Annotated in this window: 15 protein-coding genes; 10 read left to right on the forward strand and 5 right to left on the reverse strand. The window is 66.9% G+C overall.

The genetic code is table 11. The annotated features are described in order from the left end of the window. Positions 1-23 precede the first annotated feature (23 nt). The 4 genes from AC3WTC_RS09125 to AC3WTC_RS09140 all read left to right on the forward strand — a co-directional run bounded on the left by AC3WTC_RS09125 (position 24) and on the right by AC3WTC_RS09140 (position 8,064). A complete protein-coding gene (locus tag AC3WTC_RS09125) occupies positions 24-5,399 on the forward strand; it encodes a DNA repair ATPase (protein ID WP_492711317.1) in 5,376 nt (1,791 codons plus the stop codon). Positions 5,400-5,404: 5 nt separating this feature from the next. Further along, positions 5,405-6,103 carry a hypothetical protein gene (locus tag AC3WTC_RS09130; RefSeq protein WP_227417145.1) on the forward strand — a complete coding sequence of 233 codons (699 nt, stop codon included), beginning with the start codon at positions 5,405-5,407 and terminating at the stop codon, positions 6,101-6,103. Positions 6,104-6,146: 43 nt separating this feature from the next. Beyond that, a complete protein-coding gene (locus tag AC3WTC_RS09135) occupies positions 6,147-7,256 on the forward strand; it encodes a toxic anion resistance protein (protein WP_032975007.1) in 1,110 nt (369 codons plus the stop codon). 130 nt (positions 7,257-7,386) lie between these two features. Next, a complete protein-coding gene (locus AC3WTC_RS09140; RefSeq protein ID WP_492711318.1) occupies positions 7,387-8,064 on the forward strand; it encodes a hypothetical protein in 678 nt (225 codons plus the stop codon). Positions 8,065-8,116: 52 nt separating this feature from the next. On the opposite strand, the gene AC3WTC_RS09145 is transcribed toward AC3WTC_RS09140, so the two are convergent. Then, entirely contained in the window at positions 8,117-9,004 is an 888-nt protein-coding gene (locus AC3WTC_RS09145; RefSeq protein ID WP_080148358.1) for a LysR family transcriptional regulator, read from the reverse strand. A gap of 96 nt (positions 9,005-9,100) precedes the next feature. On the opposite strand from AC3WTC_RS09145, the gene trpB reads away from it, so the two are divergent. The 5 genes from trpB (at position 9,101) to glmM (ending at position 14,251) form a co-directional block, all read left to right on the forward strand. Beyond that, positions 9,101-10,318 carry a tryptophan synthase subunit beta gene (trpB, locus tag AC3WTC_RS09150; RefSeq protein ID WP_032975005.1) on the forward strand — a complete coding sequence of 406 codons (1,218 nt, stop codon included), beginning with the start codon at positions 9,101-9,103 and terminating at the stop codon, positions 10,316-10,318. Beyond that, entirely contained in the window at positions 10,315-10,992 is a 678-nt protein-coding gene (locus AC3WTC_RS09155) for a hypothetical protein (protein WP_059064710.1), read from the forward strand. Before trpB ends, AC3WTC_RS09155 begins: the two co-directional genes overlap by 4 nt. A gap of 1 nt (position 10,993) precedes the next feature. Then, positions 10,994-11,803: a tryptophan synthase subunit alpha gene (gene trpA / locus AC3WTC_RS09160; protein ID WP_080148359.1), complete on the forward strand. Its 810-nt coding sequence runs from the start codon at positions 10,994-10,996 to the stop codon at positions 11,801-11,803. A gap of 208 nt (positions 11,804-12,011) precedes the next feature. After that, on the forward strand, positions 12,012-12,887 hold the full coding sequence (accD, locus tag AC3WTC_RS09165) for an acetyl-CoA carboxylase, carboxyltransferase subunit beta (protein WP_032975002.1): 876 nt from the start codon (positions 12,012-12,014) through the stop codon (positions 12,885-12,887). Further along, a complete protein-coding gene (gene glmM / locus AC3WTC_RS09170; RefSeq protein WP_032975001.1) occupies positions 12,887-14,251 on the forward strand; it encodes a phosphoglucosamine mutase in 1,365 nt (454 codons plus the stop codon). The genes accD and glmM overlap by 1 nt, the downstream gene beginning before the upstream one ends. A 72-nt stretch (positions 14,252-14,323) precedes the next feature. Here glmM and galE read toward each other — a convergent pair whose 3' ends face one another. The 4 genes from galE to AC3WTC_RS09190 all read right to left on the reverse strand — a co-directional run bounded on the left by galE (position 14,324) and on the right by AC3WTC_RS09190 (position 19,294). Further along, a complete protein-coding gene (gene galE, locus AC3WTC_RS09175; RefSeq protein ID WP_080148360.1) occupies positions 14,324-15,331 on the reverse strand; it encodes a UDP-glucose 4-epimerase GalE in 1,008 nt (335 codons plus the stop codon). A 70-nt stretch (positions 15,332-15,401) separates the two neighbouring features. Continuing rightward, positions 15,402-16,259, reverse strand: coding sequence for a polysaccharide deacetylase family protein (locus tag AC3WTC_RS09180; RefSeq protein WP_025876181.1), 858 nt, complete (start codon positions 16,257-16,259; stop codon positions 15,402-15,404). Beyond that, the gene (locus tag AC3WTC_RS09185) at positions 16,252-17,391 is read right to left on the reverse strand and encodes a glycosyltransferase family 4 protein (RefSeq protein ID WP_059064708.1); all 1,140 of its coding nucleotides are present in this window, start codon (positions 17,389-17,391) and stop codon (positions 16,252-16,254) included. Before AC3WTC_RS09185 ends, AC3WTC_RS09180 begins: the two co-directional genes overlap by 8 nt. 19 nt (positions 17,392-17,410) lie before the next feature. Then, complete coding sequence (locus AC3WTC_RS09190; RefSeq protein WP_223482828.1) at positions 17,411-19,294, reverse strand: DUF3413 domain-containing protein; 1,884 nt, start codon at positions 19,292-19,294, stop codon at positions 17,411-17,413. Positions 19,295-19,445: 151 nt separating this feature from the next. Between AC3WTC_RS09190 and AC3WTC_RS09195 the strand changes: the two genes are divergently transcribed. Then, complete coding sequence (locus AC3WTC_RS09195) at positions 19,446-20,423, forward strand: isopenicillin N synthase family dioxygenase (protein ID WP_049469229.1); 978 nt, start codon at positions 19,446-19,448, stop codon at positions 20,421-20,423. The last annotated feature ends 234 nt before the right edge of the window (positions 20,424-20,657 follow it).

The raw sequence follows: 20,657 nt of genomic DNA on the forward strand, positions 1-20,657 counted from the left end.
GTCCGTGAGCCGGAAACCTGCTGATGTCCGAAACCAAACCGTCCACCGAGTCCGCCGCACCAGAGGCTGCCGGCGATACCGTCGACCAGGCCGTAGCCAAGGGCGGCGCCTATGAAGTCCTGCGGCGCCGTCTCGGCGAACTGGGCCAGCGCCTGCAGGCCGTTGCCGAGCAGCTGAACCGCCAGCGCCTGGCCGAGTTCGGCGACAGCCGCCTGGAGGTGGTCGGCCGTTTCCGCATCCGCAGCGAGAACAACTGTGTCGGCCGCGACATCGTCCAGGTCGGCCCGGATCGCCTGCTGTTCGGCTACAACGTGTTCATCGGGCTCAAGACCCAGACCCGCATCGAAGATGTGTTCGGTCTGTACCGGCTGGTACAGGGCGCTGATGGCTACGACGTCGCTGCCCTTGAACTGAGGGGCAGTTTCCTCGACCAGCCCGGCTTCGTGCATGACTTCAACGAGCTGTACGCCTACTACAAGCATGCGCGCCTGCTGCAGCTGATCGTGGTGGGCGACAAGCTGCTGGCCTCGTTCCAGATCGGTGAGCGCAGCAGCGACGTGCGCGTGTTCCGCTGGGCGTTGTCACGCGAAGGTGAACTGACCTATCTCGATGCGCGCGGCGAGCGTGACATCGCCTTGCCGCCACCCTTCGATTTCGAATGGACCCGCGCCACGCGCGACCTTGCCGTCAACGGCCGCCATTCGCATCTGAACATCCTCGATACCCTGTTCGTGGAAACCACCGGTGGCGATCTCACCATCAAGGTGGAGAACAACACCGAAACCGGGCAGGGCATCTACAGCGAACCGGTGGAGGACAGCACGCAGTCGCTGGACGATGCCCAGTTCGAGTTCGCCCGGGTCGGGTCGCTGGTGCTGCTGAAAGTGCTGCCCTACCGCGAAACCGAATGGCGCGGACTGATCTACAACACGCTTACCGGCGACATCGTGCGCAACGATGCCATCGTCCAGGCCTGCGTGCAGCTGCCCGAAGACCACGGCATCATCTTTCCCGGCGGCTATTACCTGCAGGGTGGCGAGCACAAGGCGTTCGACGCCTCGATGGATGGCATGCAGTTCAAGCGCAGCATCCGTTCGCCCAACGGCGAGGACGTGCTGTACATCTTCTACGAGCGAGAAGGCGGGCGTTCGGCGCTGTTCGTCTACAACACCATCCAGCGCGTGCTGCAGAACCCCGTGTTCGGCCACGGCTATGCCTTCATGCAGGACGGGCGCATGGTGCTGTTCCATGCCGAAGGCACCGAGCCAACCCGCATCCATCCGATGCAGGTCTGGCAGACGCCCTTCAGCAGCGATGAGTTCGCCGCCAGCCGTCCGCCCGGCAATACCTTCATGGGGCGCATCGGCAACGCCGAGCTGGTTCGCGGCATCTCCAACCTGTTCAACCTGGCGCGCGAGATCGACGGCCAGGATGTATCGGTGCAGCGCTACCAGCGCCTGGTCGCCGACACCCGGCGGCTTTTCGATGCGCATCATTGGCTGGGTGACGAGGCCTGCGATGGCGCCGAGGCCCTGCTGCGGCAGATCAGCGCCACCGGCGAATCGGTGCTGGACGAATACGAAAAGGTGCAGTCGATCCGCCAGCAGTCGGCCCAGGCAATGGCTGAGGCAGAGGCCACGCACAAGGCGCTGCTGGGCCGGCTGCAGCCGGAAAACTGGAACGAGGTGCAGGCCTTCGTCGAAGCGCTCAACGCGATCACCGCACTGCGCGGTCGACTGCTGACCATCCGCGAACTGCGCTACATCGATACCGCGCGCATCGAGGCGATGGCCGCCGAACTTGTGCAGGCGCACGACCGTGTCGGCGCCGCCACCGGTACCTTCCTTGCCGGCGATGCAGCACTGGCCCCCTTGACCGTCCGCATGCAGGCGCTGGACGACGCCGCACAGCAGGCCGCCAGTGCACGCCAGCTGGATGAGCAGCTGGACGGCCTGCGCGGCATGGCCGGCGATCTGGACATGCTGTCCGAGCTGATGGCCGGGCTGAAGGTCGACGATGCGACCGCGCGCACCCGCGTCGTCGAATCCATCTCGCTGCTGTACGGGCGCCTGAACCAGGCACGCGCACGCGCCGAACAGCGCCGCAAGTCGCTGGGTTCGGCCGAAGCCGTGGCCCAGTTCGCCGCCCAGTTCGCCCTGTTCTCGCAGTCGATCACCAGCGCGCTGGCGATGGCCAGCGACCCTGAGCGGGCCGACGAACAGTTGTCGCGCCTGCTGGTGCAGCTGGAAGAACTGGAAAGCCAGTTCGGCGAGCACGAGCAGTTCCTCGGCGACATCCTGAGCAAGCGCGAAGAGCTGGTCGAAGCCTTCGATACGCACAAGCAGGCCCTGCTGGATGATCGCCAGCGCAAGGCGCGCTCGGTGCTCGATGCCGCCAACCGCATCCTTGATGGCCTCGGAAAGCGTACCGAGCGGTTCGGCACGGCCGACGAGCTCAACGCGTTCTTCGCCGGCGATCCGCTGATCCTCAAGCTGCGTGAACTGGCCGAGCGCCTGCGTGCGCTGCGCGACAACGTCAAGGCAGACGATGTCGAGGCGCGCCTGAAGGGCGTGCGCGACCAGGCCGTGCGCCAGCTGCGCGACCGCAGCGACCTGTACGAGGCCGGCGGCAACGTGGTCCGCCTTGGCCCGCGCCATCGATTCAGCGTGAACACCCAGGCGCTGGACCTGACCCTGCTGCCACGGGGTGAAACCCTTGCCATCCACCTCACCGGCACCGATTTCCTGGAGACCCTGCACGATCCCGAGCTTGATGCGCTCAAGCCGTTCTGGCCGGTGACCCTGGATTCGGAATCGGCAGCGATCTACCGCGGCGAATACCTGGCCGGGTGCCTGTTGCTGGCTGCGGAGGAGGGCCGCGATGGCCTGGACCTGGCCCAGCTGCAGCACGATGCGGCCGAACCGGAAGCGCTGGACCAGCGGGTCCGCGCCTTTGCCGCGCCCCGTTACCGCGAGGGCTACGAGCGCGGTATCCATGACCATGACGCCGCCCTGATCCTGCGCGCGCTGTTGCCGCTGCAGCAGGCCGCCGGACCGCTGCGGCATTCGCCCCATGTGCGTGCGTTGGCACTGCTGTTCTGGGCCGCGCGGCAACGCGATGAAGCCGTGGCGCAGTGGCCCGGCCGGCAGGCTGGTGCCGAGGCCATCGCGCGCCTGTTCGGTTCCGATGAGGGGCGCCAGGCCCTGCGTGCGGAAATGGCCAAGGCGCTGCATGACCATGCACTCGCGCATGCACTGCCGTTCGACGCCGCCGCCGCCGATGCAGCAGCGGCATACCTGGGCGAAGAACTGGTGGCCGGCGAGCCGGTGTTCAGCACCAGCCGGCACGCGCAGGCATTGCTGGACGCGCTGTCGCAGCAACTGGAGCAGGCGGGCCAGCGTGATGCGCTTGAACGTGCGCTGCAGCGCTCGCAGGATCCGCTGGCCATGCGTTGGGCATTGGCCGGGCAATGGCTGCGGGCGCTCGCCGGGCTGCCGGCACAGTCGGCGCATGCCGGCTATGTCGAAGAAGCAGCGGCATTGCTGCTGGTGCAGCGACAGCTGCGCACCCGTGCCAGCGATGCACCGCTGCAGGCGGAGGTCAGCGGCCTGCTGGGTGAACACGCCCGCATCCACAACGGCAGCCTGACCGTGTCGCTGGACGATTTCCTGGCACGCCTGCAGCATCACCTGCAGGCGTTCGTACCGGCCTTCCATGCCTATCAGGCGGTGCGCCAGGGCATCATCGGTCGCGAACGCGAAACCCTGCGGCTGTCGGAGTTCAAGGCCCGGCCGTTGTCGTCCTTCGTGCGCAACAAGCTGATCAACGACGTATATCTCGGCGTGATCGGCGACAACCTGGCCAAGCAGATGGGTACCGTTGGCGAGAACAAGCGCAGCGACCTGATGGGCCTGCTGATGATGATCTCGCCGCCCGGCTACGGCAAAACCACGTTGATGGAGTACGTGGCGCATCGCCTCGGCCTGGTCTTCATGAAGATCAACGGCCCGGCGCTGGGCCACGAAGTGCGGTCGCTGGATCCGCAGCAGGCACCGGACGCCACCTCGCGGCAGGAGCTGGAAAAGCTCAACCTGGCGCTGGAGATGGGCAACAACACCATGCTGTATGTCGATGACATCCAGCACACGCACCCCGAGTTCCTGCAGAAGTTCATCTCGCTGTGCGATGGCACGCGCCGCATCGAAGGCGTATGGCGCGGCCGTACGCGCACCTACGACATGCGTGGCAAGAAGTTCTGCGTGGTCATGGCCGGCAACCCGTACACCGAATCCGGCGAAGTGTTCAAGATTCCGGACATGCTGGCCAACCGTGCCGACATCTACAACCTGGGCGATGTGCTCGGTGGCATGGAAGCAGCCTTCACGCTCAGCTACATCGAGAACAGCCTGACCTCCAACCCGGTATTGGCGCCGCTGGCCACGCGCGAGATGGCCGACCTGTACCTGCTGGTCGACCGCGCGATGGGCAAGGATGTGTCCACCAACGGCCTGAGCCACGCCTACAGCGGCGCCGAGATCAACGAGATCACCGCCACCCTGCAGCGCATGCTGCAGGTCCGCGATGTGGTCTACAAGGTCAACCAGCAGTACATCGCCAGCGCTGCCCAGGATGACCGCTATCGCACCGAGCCGCCCTTCCGCCTGCAGGGCAGCTACCGCAACATGAACAAGCTGGCGGAGAAGATTTCGCCGGTAATGAATGACGACGAGCTGCAGCAGCTGATCTCCGACCACTACCTGGGCGAAGCGCAGCTGCTGACCACCGGTGCCGAAGAGAATCTGCTGAAGCTGGCCGAGCTGCGTGGCGTGCTCGATGAAGAACGCGCGCAACGCTGGGCGCAGATCAAGCGTGATTTCCTGCGCAACAAGGCAATGGGGGCCGGTGACAGTGATGTCGGTGGCCGCGTGGTCGCGCAGCTGGCCGACATCGCCAGTGCGTTGCAGCTGCCACCGCCACCGCCGGCAGAGGTGGCCGTCGCACCGGAGCCTGCGCCATGGCCCGCCCTGCTTGCAGCGCTGCAGCGCCTGGCCGATGCACGTCCGGCCAGCGCGCCGGCTGCCGCCGTACCGCAGGCCGCAGCCACGCCATTGGCCGAAGACCTGCAGGCTGGTCTGGCACCGCTGCTGCAGCTGCTGGTCGCCTCGCAGGAACAGCAGGTGCAGTTGTCGCAGACGTTGGCGGCGTTTGCCGGGTGGGCCCGGCAGCAGGTGACTGCCGATGTGGCCACGACCGACACGCGTCGTCGCCCGCGGGTGCGTCGTGCAGCGACTCCGGAAGAACGTGCGCTGGACGAAGCGCTGATGCGCCACTTCTACGGTGAATCATTGCCGCCGGAAACGGTGGCTGATGACGGCCCACGGCCGCCGCCACTGCCGTGACCTGCGTGCGCTCCCTGCCCGAACCCACGCTTCCGGCGCGCGCCGATGTGGCCACGCTGGCAGCGTACGGCAGCCACTTGCTGCAGGTATTGGCCGAGCCTGCACCGTTGCAGGCCGGCGCGGAAGGCGAGGGACTGGTGGCTGCGCTGGCGCGGATCGCATTGGCGTTGCAGGCCAGCGATCCGGCGCGCCTGCGCCGGCAGGAGAGCTGGTGGGGGCGCCTGCTCGGCCGTGACGTTGAACGCCAGGCACAGGCGCAGGGGCTGCAGGCGCAGCTGGGCGTGCTGGCGCTGCAGGCGCGCGAGCAGGCCCAGGGTCTTGCGCAGCGTGTGCAGCAGCGTGCCCGGGCCATCAATGACAACGATGCGGCTGCCGCCGCGTTGGAGGCCTGGGCCACGTTCGGCGCCGCGCAGCTGGCGACACTGCAGGGAGCTGCGCAGGTCGCGCTGGCCCCACGCGTGGACCATCTGCAGCGGCTTGCCACGCTGCGACGCATCGAAAGCGGGCAGTGGCGGCTGCTGCAGGAGCAGGACGAAGCCCTGCTGCAGCGCTTCGTCCGCATCCACGATGTCCTGCTGCCGGCCTGGCGCCAGGCCGCATTGGCGCGCCAGGCACTGGCGCAGGCTGCACAGGCCGAGCAGGCAGCCACGCTGCAGGCCCAGATCGACGACGAAGTAGCCGCTGCTCAGGCTAGACTGCCCTGAGCCGGCCGCCGCTGCCGCTTATCCACCGCAAGGACACTGCCCGATGACCCAGGACAGCCAGAACTCCGGCACGCTCGTGCCCGCCACCACGCCCGCCCCTGAACTTGATGACAGCACGTTGAAGGCCCTCGGCCTGGTCCGCGACGACCTGCCGCGCATCGCCGAAATCGGCCGCGAGCTGGAAGACCTGCGTCCGGGCAACCTGCAGGTGTTCGGCCGTGAGGCCGCCGCACGCACAACGGCCTTCTCCAGCCAGCTGCTGGACCAGGTGCGCAACCGTGACCTCGACGCCAACGGCGAGAAGCTCGGCGAAGTGGTGCGCATCGCGCGCGAGCTCAAGCTGGATGGTTTTTCCCAGCGCTCGAAGGTGCCGTTGATCGGTGGCCTGATCGATCGCCTGCGTTCTTCCAAGGGCGAGCTGGTGCAGAAGTTCAGCGATACCAATTCGCAGATCGAACAGCTGCTCGGCGACGTGGGTGCGCAACAGGCGCTGATGGGCAAGCGGGTAAGCGATTTCGACCGCATGCATGACATCGTCCGCGAGGAGCGTCATGCGCTGGGCCTGTATGCCGCCGCCGGCAAGCAGCGCCTGGCCCAGCTGCAGTCCGAGCAGTTGCTGGGGCAGGGCAGCGATGACCCGCAGCAGCGCATCCGCCAGAGCGAGATCGACAATGCGATCCGCCTGATCGAGAAGCGCGTCTCCGACCTGCAGCTGATGCAGCACGCGGCTGACCAGTCGCTGCCGATGATCCGCCTGATCCAGGCCAATGCGCTGCAGCTGATCGAGAAGTTCAACACCGTCCGCGACATCACCATCCCCTCGTGGAAGCGCCAGTTCGCGATCCAGTTGTCGCTGGGCGAACAGAAGAACGCCGCCGAACTGGCCAATGCCATTGACGATGCGACCAATGAGTTGATGCGACGCAATGCCGACCTGATGCGCCAGGCGTCGGTGGACACCGCACGCAGCAACCAGCGCGGCGTGATCGACGTGGCCACGCTGCGCCACGTTCACGATCAGCTGATCGCTACCGTCGAGGAAGTGCGCAGCATCCATCGCGAAGGCATGCAGCAGCGGCAGCAGGCCGAAGTCGAGCTGTCGCGCCTGCGCGAGGACCTGCAGCAGCGCCTGGCGGCGCCGACGGCGTCGTAACGGTCACCCCACATCCACCAGGCATCTGGCCGGACACCATGCACCCAACCTGCCACGGGTGGGTGCCAGCCGTGCGCGTTCCACCATCGCGCGACGTCTGCGGTGCGACATGCCGTCAATGAGGTTGCAAATGGATATGCCCCTTCTCCGTTCGCGCATGGCCCGCATCGCCGCTGTTCCAGGTTTGCTGCTCGCTCTGACTGCGTGCGCCGCCGGAGAATCGTCGAGCCCGGCCACTTCGTCGCCAACCATTGCAACGGCGCCCGCCACTGCTTCGACGGCCGCACCCGTGTCTGCATCAGCATCGGCCGACAGCGGGTTGGCCGCGTTGATCCAGGCCAGCGGGGTGAAATGCAGCGACGCCAGCAAGGGCGCTGGCTGCACGGCGGGTGACGTCGACAGCGGTGATTTCTACGACGTCGAGCTTTCCCCGGCCTGTGGCGAACAGGGCTTCTTCGCCGGCGTTGCCGAGGATAAGGGCGTGGACACCCTGGACGCAGTGCCGAGCACCGGCAGCAGGGTTTCGACGACCGCAAGGCTGTCGAAAGGGCAGCTGGTCTGCGTACAGGGCATCGGTCGTGCCGGACAGAATCCGCTCTTCTATTACGTGGTCGCCATTCCCGCCGCAACGGTCGGCAAGTGCAAAGGCAGCGCGTTGTGTGAGACCTATGGTGACAGGCCCATCAGCGGCATGAAGGAAATGGGAAGCGAAGCCTGCCACGTGGCAGGGCCGGGATACTACGCTGGCAACTGCGCGCAGGGCTGGGTCAGTGCTGACGTGCTCGACCTGTTTTCTGACGGGATGTAATCGACGTCAAGCGAGGTTGCCTGCCCTGGCGGCCACTTTGTGGCGGCGATCTTCACTTCAGCTGGGCTACCGCCCAATCAGCCAACGCGTCCACGCGTGCATCGACAGGGCCGTCCGGCCGCGCCAGCACCCAGAACCCGCCGGTCGCGGCGAACCCCCACGGCGCGACCAGCCGCCCGGCTGCCAGATCCTCGGCCACCAGTGGCTCCGGCGCGATCGCCGGGCCCAGCCCCGCTACCGCTGCTTCCAGCAGGTAGTACAGGTGTTCGAAGCCGGTGCCGAGCTGCAGCTGGGCCGGGTCCAGCCCGTGCGACTGCGCCCATGCAGGCCACGCCTGCGGGCGCGAACTGGTGTGCAGCAGCGTTTCCCGCAGCAAGGCCGACGGGAGGACATGGCGCAACCGTTGCGCCGCCGGGTGCGAGGGCGCCACCACCACACCCACCCGTTCCGGTGCCAGCTCGCGCACCTGCCAGCCGCGCGGCCATGGTCCCTGTGCCAGCAGCAGCACCGCATCCAGCGTGGCCTGCGCCTCGGTGAAACTGCCATCCAGGGCCGACCACTGCAGGCGCACGCCGGGCAGGGCAGCCTGCAGTGCCGGCAGCCGCGGAATCATCCAGCGCGCCAGCACGCTGCCGCTGCAGCCCAGCACCAGGGCCGGCTCTGCGCTTGGCCGCCGCAGTTCGCGCACGCAGTCTTCAATGCCGCCGAACGCCTCGCTGCAGGCCTGTTGAAGGCGGGTGCCGGCGGCGGTCAGGCGCAGTCCGCGGCCCGCGCGCTGGAACAGGGCCAGGCCCAGATGGTCTTCCAGCAGCTTCAGTTGCCGGCTGATCGCGCCATGGGTCACATGCAGCGCCTGGGCCGCGCGGCCGACCCCGCCCAGGCGTGCGGTGGCCTCGAACGCCCGCAGGGCATTCAAGGGCGGCAGCAGTGACGTGCTCATGTGAGATTTCCTGACGGGATAGGCCAGATAATATCCATTTTCCGGGCACAATCCGTGCGCTAGAGTATCCACCTGTCTGAACGACCGGTCGTCTCCATGCCTGACTCTCCCATCGCCGATTTCCATGCCTTCCCTGACGCCCAGGGCCACTTCGGCCGTTACGGTGGCAGCTTCGTCGCCGAAACCCTGGTCGGCCCGCTGCAGGAACTGGCCCAGGCCTATGACCAGGCCCGCCAGGATCCGGCGTTCCAGCTGGCCTATGACCGCGACCTGGCCCATTACGTGGGCCGGCCGAGCCCGATCTACCATGCTGAACGATTGAGTGACCACGTCGGTGGCGCCCAGATCCTGCTCAAGCGCGAGGACCTGAACCACACCGGCGCGCACAAGATCAACAACACCATCGGCCAGGCGCTGCTGGCGGCGCGGATGGGCAAGAAGCGCATCATCGCCGAGACCGGCGCCGGCCAGCATGGCGTGGCCAGTGCCACCGTCGCGGCGCGGCTGGGCCTGGAGTGCGTGGTGTACATGGGCGCCACCGACATCGAGCGGCAGAAGATCAACGTCTACCGCATGAAGCTGCTCGGGGCGACGGTGGTGCCGGTGACCTCCGGCTCGGCCACCCTGAAGGACGCCCTCAACGAAGCGATGCGCGACTGGGTCACCAACGTGCAGGACACCTTCTACATCATCGGCACGGTAGCGGGTCCAGACCCGTACCCGCGCATGGTGCGCGACTTCAACGCCATCGTCGGCCGCGAGGCACGCGAGCAGATGCTGGCCGAGTACGGTCGCCTGCCTGATGCGATCACCGCCTGCGTCGGCGGCGGCAGCAATGCGATCGGCCTGTTCCATGCCTTCCTCAACGACCGCCAGGTCGAGATCGTCGGCGCTGAAGCGGCCGGTGATGGCATCCACACCGGCCGCCACGCAGCTTCCATTGCCGCCGGCCGCCCGGGCGTGCTGCACGGCAACCGCACCTATGTGCTGTGCGACGACGATGGCCAGATCATCGAGACCCATTCGGTGTCGGCCGGCCTGGATTACCCGGGTGTAGGCCCCGAGCATGCGTTCCTGGCCGACAGCGGCCGTGCGCGCTACGTCGGCATCACCGACGAAGAGGCGCTGCAGGCCTTCCATCTGCTGGCCCACACCGAAGGCATCCTGCCGGCGCTGGAGTCCAGCCACGCGCTTGCGCAGGCGATGAAGCTCGCGCGCGGGCGTCCGCGCGACCAGATCGTGCTGTGCAACCTGTCAGGACGTGGCGACAAGGACGTGCATACCATCGCGGCGCGCGAAGGGCTGGTGCTGTGAGCGCACTGATGCGCAGTACGGGCGTGCTGCTGGTGCTGGGCCTGGCCGCGTGCCAACCGCCGGAGCCGCCGGTGCTGGCGCCGGCGGCCAAGGCTGCTGCGCAACCGGCGCAGCCGATGGCGGCCAACGATGACGTCGACCCGATTGCGAGCACGCCCATCGATGATCCACCGGCCTTGGCTGTGGTCTCCAGCGATGACGCGCCCGCCGTGGCGTCGGTGGCGCTGGATCATGCCGGCGAGGTGCTGATCGGCCAGCACATGAGCGACCTGAAGGCCTTCGGGCCGTGGAAGGCAATGGGCGCGGTCGAAGCCATCGGCGGCAGCTGCGAGTACTACGACGGGAAGGGGCTGCCGCCCGGCGTGTCGATGATGACCGACGAAGACCGCGTGGTCCGTTTCGATCTTGGTCCGGGCGAGGACGCCAAGGCGCCGGTCGACCAGCCGGGTCCGTTCGGACTGCGCATCGGCATGACGCGGGCGCAGGCGGTGGCGCAGTTCCCCGGCGCGCCGGTCTCCAGCCCGCATGCCTACGACGGCGATCAGGGCGAGTACCTGACCTGGCAGGATCCGGGTTCCGACCTGGGCATCCGCCTGGAAGTGTTTGAAGGGAAGGTCATCCTGATGTACTGGGGGACCAGCGAAGCGATTGAACTGATTGAAGGATGTGCCTGAGATGCCTGTTTCCCGACTCGATGACTGTTTCCAGCGCCTGCACCAGCAGCAGCGCAAGGCCCTGATCCCCTTCATCACCGCCGGTGATCCCTCGCTGGAAGCCACGGTGCCGGTCATGCACGCGCTGGTCCAGGCCGGTGCCGATGTGATCGAACTGGGCGTGCCGTTCTCCGATCCGATGGCCGACGGCCCGACCATCCAGCTCAGCTCCGAGCGCGCGCTGGCGCGCGGTGCCGGCAACCGTTACGTGCTGCAGGCGGTGGCGCAGTTCCGGCAACAGGACACGCAGACGCCGGTGGTGCTGATGGGCTATCTCAACCCGGTGGAGATCCACGGTTACGTGGCGTTCGCCGAAGCGGCGGTGGCGGCTGGCGTGGACGGCGTGCTGCTGGTCGACCTGCCGCCGGAAGAGGCCGGCGAAGCCCAGCAGGCCTTCGACGCTGCAGGCCTTGCGCTGGTTCTGCTGGCATCGCCGACCACCAGCGAGGCACGCGCCGACAAGCTGCTGGCGCTGGCCCGTGGCTATCTGTACTACGTCAGCTTTGCCGGGGTCACCGGCGCCTCGGAACGACTGGACAGCGACGCGGCCAGCGCACGCCTGCAGGCGCTGCGGGCCAGGGCCAGCGTGCCGGTGGTGGCCGGCTTCGGCATCAAGGACGCAGCCAGTGCGGCGGCCATGGCGCGCCAGGCCGACGGCGTGGTGGTCGGCAGCGCACTGGTGGCGGTGCTGGCCGAAGCGACCTCCACCGAGGATGCGGCGCAGCGCGCCGCAGCGTTCCTGGCTCCGCTGCGGCAGGCATTGGATCAGTAATGGTAGCGCCGGGCCATGCCCGGCGGTGGGGCGCGCAAGAATATCCGCCGGGCATGGCCCGGCGCTACCCAGCACCTAAACGTACGTCCCAGCATGGTTTTTTCCAGCGGGCCCAAGGCCGGGCAGGGGGTGCACGGGCAGGGAAAGCGGAGCTAGACTGTCCGCCTTTGCGGCCCCCGGGCCGCCCTGAACGGAAGTGTCCTCCCGCATGAGTTGGCTCAGCAAGTTGATGCCGTCTGGCATCCGCACCGACAACACCCCCAGCAAGAAGCGCAGCGTCCCCGAGGGCCTGTGGGAAAAGTGCAGCAACTGCGGCAGTGCGTTGTACCGTCCGGAGCTGGAAGAGAATCTGGAGGTCTGCCCGAAGTGCGGCCACCATATGGCCATCCGCGCGCGCGCCCGTCTGGCTGCGCTGTTCGACGCCGACAGCACCACCGAGATCGCTGCCCGCCTGGGGCCGACCGACCTGCTGAAGTTCAAGGACCAGAAGAAGTACAGCGAGCGCATCAAGATCGCGCAGAAGAACACCGGTGAGTACGACGCGCTGATCGCCATGCGCGGCCTGCTCAAGGGCCGTCCCCTGGTGGCCTCGTCCTTCGATTTCGCCTTCATGGGGGGCTCGATGGGCTCGGTGGTCGGCGAGCGCTTCGCCCTTGCCGCTGAGACCGCCGCCGAGATCGGCGCACCGTACGTGTGCTTCTCCGCCAGTGGTGGCGCGCGCATGCAGGAAGGCCTGTTCTCGCTGATGCAGATGGCCAAGACCTCGGCCGCGCTGGGCAAACTGCGTGAAGCCGGACAGCCGTACATTTCGGTGCTGACCCACCCGACCACCGGCGGTGTGTCGGCATCGTTCGCGATGCTGGGCGACATCAACATCGCCGAACCGCGTGCACTGATCGGCTTCGCCGGCCCGCGCGTGATCGAGCAGACCGTGCGCGAGAAGCTGCCGGAAGGGTTCCAGCGTTCGGAGTTCCTGCTCGAGCACGGCGCCATCGACCAGATCTGTGACCGTCGTGAACTGCGCGACCGCCTGGCCGACCTGCTGGCGATGCTGCGTCGCGAGCCGGCACCGGAGGAAGCTTGATGGGGAGCCGCAAGTACTTCGGTACCGACGGCATCCGCGGTCGAGTCGGCCAAGGGGCGATCTCGGCTGATTTCGTGCTGCGCCTGGGCAACGCCCTTGGCCGCGTGCTGGTCGCCCAGCGCGGCCAGGAGGGGCGCCGTCCGATCGTGGTGATCGGCAAGGACACGCGGATCTCCGGCTACATGTTCGAAGCCGCGCTGGAAGCCGGGCTGGTCGCCGCGGGCGCTGACGTGCAGCTGCTCGGCCCGATGCCGACCCCGGCCGTTGCCTTCCTGACCCGTACGCTGGGCGTGGACGCGGGCATCGTCATCAGTGCGTCGCACAACCCGCACTACGACAACGGCATCAAGTTCTTCTCCGCCCAGGGCGAGAAGCTCGACGATGCTACCGAACTGGCGCTGGAAGCCGCATTGGACGTGCCGTTCACCACGGCCGTTTCGGAAAAGCTCGGCAAGGCCTCGCGTGCACGCGAGGCCGTCGGCCGTTACATCGAGTTCTGCAAGTCCAGCGTGCCGCGCGCGTTCGATCTGCGCGGTGTGCGCCTGGTGCTCGACTGCGCGCATGGCGCCACCTACCAGATCGCGCCGCTGCTGTTCCGCGAACTGGGCGCGGAGGTCATCGGCATCGGTGCCGAACCCAATGGCGTCAACATCAACGACGGCGTCGGGTCGACCCACATCGACAACCTCGCTGCCAAGGTGCGTGAGACCCGCGCCGACCTGGGCATCGCCTTCGACGGTGATGGTGACCGGGTATTGATGGCCGATGACCGCGGCAACCCGGTCGATGGCGATGACCTGGTGTACATCCTGGCGCGCGCATGGCAGGCCGAAGGGCGCCTGCGCGGTCCGGTGGTCGGTACCCTGATGAGCAACTTCGGTCTGGAAAAGGCCCTGGCCGAACTGCAGATTCCGTTCCAGCGCAGCAACGTCGGCGACCGCTACGTGCATCAGGCACTGGTGGAGGGAGGCGGCGTGCTCGGCGGCGAAGCGTCCGGCCATCTGCTGTGCCTGGACCGGGCCACCACCGGCGACGGCATCGTCAGTGCCCTGCAGGTACTGGTGGCGCTGAAGCAGCAGGGAAAGAACCTGCGCGAAGCGCTGCAGCCGTTGTCCAAGGTGCCGCAGAAGACGGTCAACGTGCGCCTTGGCGATGTCTCGGCCAAGGCCACCGTGCAGGCCGAGAGCGTGCAGGCTGCGCTGCTCGAAGCGCAGCAGGCGGTATCCGGTCGCGGGCGCGCCTTCCTGCGTCCCTCCGGCACCGAACCGGTGGTGCGGGTCACGGTCGAGGCCGATGACGCGACGCTGATGCAGGACACCCTGGACCGGCTTTCGGCGGCGGTCAGGACAGCGGCTGCGGCCTGAACCCTGTCGCTGGATCGAACCGACAACATGGCCGCTTGTGCGGCCATGTTGCTGTCTGCCGCAAGCAAGGCATCAGGCGCTGCGCGTCATCTCCGTCTGCCATTTCCAGGTGTCGCGGCACATGTCCGCCAGGCCATGGCGCGCGGTCCAGCCCAGCTCGCGCAGGGCCAGGGACGGGTCGGCAAAACTCACCGCGATGTCGCCAGTACGGCGACCGGTGATCCGGAACGGAATCGGCCGGCCGACGGTCTGCTCGAAGGCCTTGATCAGTTCCAGCACGCTGTGGCCCTGGCCGGTGCCCAGGTTCAGGGTGATGCTGCGGCGCTTGTCGCGCAGGTACTGCAGCGCCAGCACATGGGCCCGCGCCACGTCCTGCACATGGATGTAGTCGCGTACGCCGGTGCCGTCACAGGTCGGATAGTCATCGCCGAATACCTGCACTTCGGGCAGCAGGCCGGCGGCCACCTGGGCGATGTAGGGCATCAGGTTGCTGGGCGTTCCGTGCGGCAGCTCGCCGATCAGTGCGCTTGAATGCGCCCCCACCGGGTTGAAGTAGCGCAGCGTTGCCACATGCAGCGACGTATCGGCGCCGACCACGTCGGACAGCAGCTGCTCCACCACCAGCTTCGAACGGCCATAGGGCGTCATCGCGCAGGTCGAGGCCGTCTCGGCCACCGGGCAATGGTCCTGGTCGCCGTACACGGTTGCCGACGAGCTGAACACGAACGTGCCCACGCCGGCATCGCGCATGGCGCCGAGCAGGGCGAGGGTGCCGCTGATGTTGTTGTCGAAGTAGTCCAACGGCATCTGCCGCGATTCGCCAACCGATTTCAGCGCGGCAAAATGCAGTACCGCATCGATCGAATGCTCGCGCAGCACCGCGGTGATCCGCGCACGGTCACGCACGTCGGCCTGTACGAACAGCGGCGCGATGCCGGTGATGTCGCCGATCCGGCCGATCACCCCGGCGTCGCTGTTGCACAGTGAATCGACGACGACCACCGCATGGCCCTGCTGCTGCAGTTCCACGCACGTGTGGGAGCCGATGAATCCAGCGCCGCCGGTAACCAGAACGTTCATTTCCTGTAGTCCTTCCACTCTGTTGGAGCTTCCTTGCCGAAGCTGTGCCAGCCCAGTGCTGGCAGCGCCATCACGGCCCCGGCACCATCTTCTTCTGCCGCGCCTTGAAGCCGTTGAACAGCGGTGCGATCAACGGGTTGTAGCTCCACGCGATGCGCTTGCGCAGCCAGCTTGCCGGCCGGTTGCGGATGGCGAAGCGGTAGATGCGCTCGGGATCGCCGCCGACCACGTTGCGGCCGAACGGATGGGTGGTATGCAGGTAGCGGAAACCCTGCTCACGCGCCACTTCGATATAGTCCTGGTCGAAATCGCCGTACGGCCAGCACAGGGTGTCCGACACTTCGCCCAGTTTCTCCAGCAGCACTTCCTTGGCCATCGAGAGGTCGCCACTGATGCCGGCGCGGCGCTGGGCGCGATCCAGGTCCTGGCGGCGCAGCCAGCGGGTGTGGGTGTGGGTATGGCAATGGATCTCGAACGTGCCCGCCTCGATGGCCGCACGTGCTTCGCTCCAGCGCATCATCACCTCGTCACTGCGGCCCTGCTTGTAGATCAGGTCTTCGCAGGCGCGATGTTCGGGCGTTTCCGGCAGCGTGGCGCCGGCGATGCCGGCATGCGGGCGCATCGGCCCCTCGTGCATCCAGCCGGTCACCACGAACACCACCGCGTGCATGCCGTACTTCTGCAGGATCGGATGGGCGTAGACCCAGTTGTCCAGGTAGCCATCATCGAAGGTGATCACGATCGATTTGCGCGGCACCGGCTTGCCGGCCAGGAAGCCGGCGTACTGGTCCAGCGTCAACGAGGTCCAGCCCGTGCGCGCCAGCCAGGCGATCTGGCTTTCGAAATTCTCCGGCGACACCGTGATCATGCCGGGCGAGTTGCTGACGTGGTGATGCATCAGCACCGGTACGGTTCTGGCATTAGCCATGACCCAGCTCCTTCATCCATTGGTGGTAATAGTGTTCGGTGGCTTCAGCGTGGCCCTCGGGGCTGAAACGCTTGGCGCTGCGGATCCAGTCCCAGCCGGAACGTCCCATCTGCCGGCGACGCTCGGGATCGTCCACCAGCAGCCGCAACGCGCCGGTGAGGGCAGCATTGTCGCCAAGCCGGGTGAGGATGGCATTGCTGCCTTCCACCAGCATTTCAGGCACGCCGCCGACCCGATGCGACACGATCGGCAGGCCGGCCTGGGCCGCTTCCAGGAACACCGTGCCCGATGCTTCCTTGTGTGTGGCCAGGGCGAAGATGTCAAAGCCGGGCATCAGCTGACTGGCATCACTGCGGAAGCCCAGCAGATGGACCTGGTGCTGCAGGTCGTGCTCGGCGCACGTGGCCTGCAGGCGCTGCATCACTGCCTGGCCATCGCCGACCACCACCAGATGCAGGCGGGGATTGGCCTTGCACAGCGGCACCATGGCCTGCAGCAGTTCGGCGTGGCCCTTGGGTTCGCGCAGCACGGCCACGCAGCCCACTACGATGTCCTGTTCGTCGAATCCGAGCTCGGCGCGCACGCGTGCGCGCGCCTCCTGCAACGCCTGCCAGGAGGGCTCATGCGTGGTGTCGGTTGGCGCAACCGCCATCGGCGGCACGATGCCGATGTGATCGGCGGGAATGCCACGGTCGGCCAGCAGTTGCTTGACGAAATTGCTCACCGTGATGACCCGGTGCGGCAGGCCGGTGTAGGTCAGCAGCGAATTCACCGGGCTCATCAGGTGGCGCGAGCGCACTACCAGCGGTGTGCCGCCCAGGCGTGCGCCCGCGGCGGCAATCAATGCATCGCGACGGCTGGTGGTGTTGACCACGTCGTAGCGCTCGCGGCGGACCAGCCGTGACACCGACCAGATGCCGCGCAGCAGCCGGGCCAGGCCGCCCATGCGCAGCGTATGCACGGTGAAGCCATCATCGCGCGCGCGCTTTGCCAGGCGCGCGTCCGGCTGGCAAAGCAGGGCGACGTCATGGCCGCGCGCGCGCATCACCTGCATGTGGCGGAAAATGTAGATCTCCTGCCCACCCATGCCTTTGGCGGCTTCGGTATGCAGGATGCGCAGCGGACGGTTCATGGTGGATCGGTCCTTGGATTCAGCGGTTGCGGAAGCGCGTCAGCGCTTCCCATGCCGCGCGGATGCTGGCGGCGTCGGGGGTCTGTTGCGGCAGGGGGCGGTAGCGCGCATCGAGCGCGGTGGCGTTGCCGAATTTGTCGAACACGTAGATCGCCTCGCCATTGCGCACCGCACGCTGCGACCAGCTTTCCACCACCAGCGCACGCTTGCCGGTTGGTGCAGCCAGCAGGTCGTGGCCGGTGCTGTAGTCGGTCAATGCGTTCTCGCAGCCCAGGCCGTGGCGCATCAGCGTCGGCACCCAGTCTTCATGCGAACTGACCCGCGCGTCGCGGCCGCCACCCTGGCCGGGCCAATGCAGCACGAAGGGCACCTGCAGCTGGTGGTTGGAGAAGTTGCCGTTGTGGCCCCAGTAGTTGAGTTTGAGGTCGTTGAATTCCTCGGCGTGGTCACCGGTCACCAGCACGATCGTGTCCTGGTCCAGTCCCTGCGCACGCAGGTCATCCAGCAGCGATCCAATCAGGCTGTCGGCGTAATGCACCGCGGTGTGATAACGGTTCAATTCCGGCGTTGGATCGTGCTCGGGGCCGAACTTGAGAAAATCGATGGCATCGGCCATCGGCGTAGCGAGCGGCGGATAGCCGGCCGGCATGTGGTAGGGCGCGTGGGTGGAATCGAGGAACACGAAACCAAACCACGGGCGCTGCGCAGCCTGGCTGGCGCGGATGTCCTTCTGCAGTCCAGCGACGATGGCGGCATCACGGCCGTCGGAGGTCAGTTCGGACGGCCCCTGGTGCAGCTGGTCGCGGACATCGGCGAACGCTGTGCGATCGAACTCCGGGCTGTACAGCGGCGCGCTGCCATACAGATGCAGGTCATAGCCCTGCTGTCCCAGCACCTTGAACAACTGCGAGCCGCGCTGCTCGTCGAGCATGCTGGGCCAGTAGCCACCCGGCAGACCGTACAGCAGCCCGAACAGACCATAACGGGTGGCGTTGCCGGTGCTGAAATGATGTTCGTACACCCGCGAGGACCGGGCCAGCGCCGAGGCGTTGGGCATGAACTGCGGGGTGAGCACGTCATGGCGCAACGACTCCAGTACCACCATCAGCACGTTCGGCCGCTGGTGGCTCTGGCAGCGAAGGGGCTGCAACGGATAGTTGAGCTGGGCATGGCGCGGATCGGGCAGGCCGACCTGGTGCTGGCTGACCACGCCGAAGCGACGCATCGCGCTCTTGGCGGTGATCGGCTGCGCCCATGGCAGGTAGTTCCATTGGCTGATCACTGCGCGTTCGCCGAGCGCGTCGTAGTAGGCAGTGGCGACCTGGCCGCCGCCCATCAGCAGGGCAACCACCGCCCAGGCCTGCAGTACCCGCCGCCGCCGTGGCGCTGCGGGCAGCAGCTTCCAGCACGCCCAGGCCAGCAGGCCCTGCGCGGCGAAAATCGCCGATACCAGAGCCGCCGCCTGCAGCCAGGTCTTCCAGGACAGGCTGACCTGATCCTGCAGGGCGCCGCCGAACACCATGTTGGCAACCATCGCGTTGAGGTGGAAGCGATACAGCGCGAAGACCTTGGCATCCACCAGCAGCAGGCACAGCCACAGGCCCTGGCAGATCACCGCCGAGACGCTCAATGCGCGCGCGCTGCGCGGCCACAGGCCGATGGCCAGCGGCAGCAGGCCAGCCAGGGCACCGAACGCGAGCAGGTGGCCGGGCAGGGCGAACGCCAGGTAGGCCAGGCCGAGTGTCCCGCCGGGGTTATCGCGTAGCGGCACGTTGCCCAGCGCGATGAGCGCGGCCAGCACGGCGTTGGCGGCCACGAACAAGGACCACCAGGCCAGCCGGCGCCAGCGTCGGGCAGGGCCGGAAATAACAGCGGCGGTGGCGTCGGGCAGGGCGGCATCCATGGCGGGGCGGGTTCAGGTGGGCAACGGGGCGATTTCCGGCGTGACGAAGTCGTTAAACCGCGCGCGGGTGGCGCATTGTATCGGTTTGTTTCAGTGTGTCGGTGGCGTGTTCCGATCTATCTGTCACAATGTTCAGATCGGTCGCCATTGCATGGCGGGCCCGTACCGACTCAACGACAAGCCAGGAACCGCTGTGAGCCAGATCCCCACCCTCGACATCACCCGTTTCGACAGTGACCGCGACGCCTTCGTGGCCGAGCTGGGGGCGGCATATCGCCAATGGGGGTTTGCCGGCATCCGCAACCACGGCATTCCGCAGGCCGACATCGATGCGGCCTACGACGTCTTCAAGGCCTTCTTCGCACTGCCGGATGAGACGAAGCGGAAGTACCACGTGGCAGGCAGCGGCGGCGCCCGTGGCTATACCCCGTTCGGTGTGGAGACCGCCAAGGGCTCCAAGCACTTCGACCTGAAGGAGTTCTGGCACATCGGCCGCGAGATCGCCGACGACTCCAAGTACCGGGACGTGATGGCGCCGAACCTGTGGCCGTCCGAGGTCGAGGGCTTCCGTGAGCGTGGTTACGGCCTGTACCAGGCGTTGGACAACCTGGGTTCGCGCGTGCTTTCGGCCCTGGCCCTGCACATCGGCCTGCCGGAGCACTTCTTCGCCGACAAGACCAATTTCGGCAATTCGATCCTGCGCCCGATCCATTACCCGCCGATCACCACCGACGACATTCCCAACGTGCGCGCTGGTGCGCATGGCGACATCAACTTCATCACGCTGCTGGTCGGTGCCAGCGCGGCAGGCCTGGAAGTGCAGTCGCATGACGGGGACTGGGTGCCGTTCACCTCGGACGCGGACACCATCGTGGTCAACATCGGCGACATGCTGCAGCGCCTGACCAACCACGTGTATCCGTCGACCATCCACCGGGTGGTCAATCCCCCGGGTGAGCTGGCCCGCCAGCCGCGCTATTCGGTGCCGTTCTTCCTGCACCCGAACCCGGACTTCCTGATCGACGTGCTGCCTTCGTGCATCACCGAGGAGAACCCGAGCCGGTACCCGGAACCGATCACCGCGCACGGCTTCCTCGAAGAGCGCCTGCGCGAGATCAAGCTGAAGTAACAAAAAGGCCGCCGAAAGGCGGCCTTCTTGTTACGGGTAGCGCCGGGCCATGCCCGGCGAGCGCAGCGGAGGGGTTTCGGCAGGGTTGCACCCTGCACCCGCAGAGGCCAAAGCCAAGGCCAAAGCCAAGGCCAAAGCCAAGGCCAAAGCCAAGGCCAAAGCCAAGGCCAAAGCCAAAGCCAAAGCCAAAGCCAAAGCCAAAGCCAAGGCCAAAGCCAAAGCCAAAGCCAAAGC

This window comes from Stenotrophomonas sp. FW305-C-20-S1, assembly GCF_058783335.1.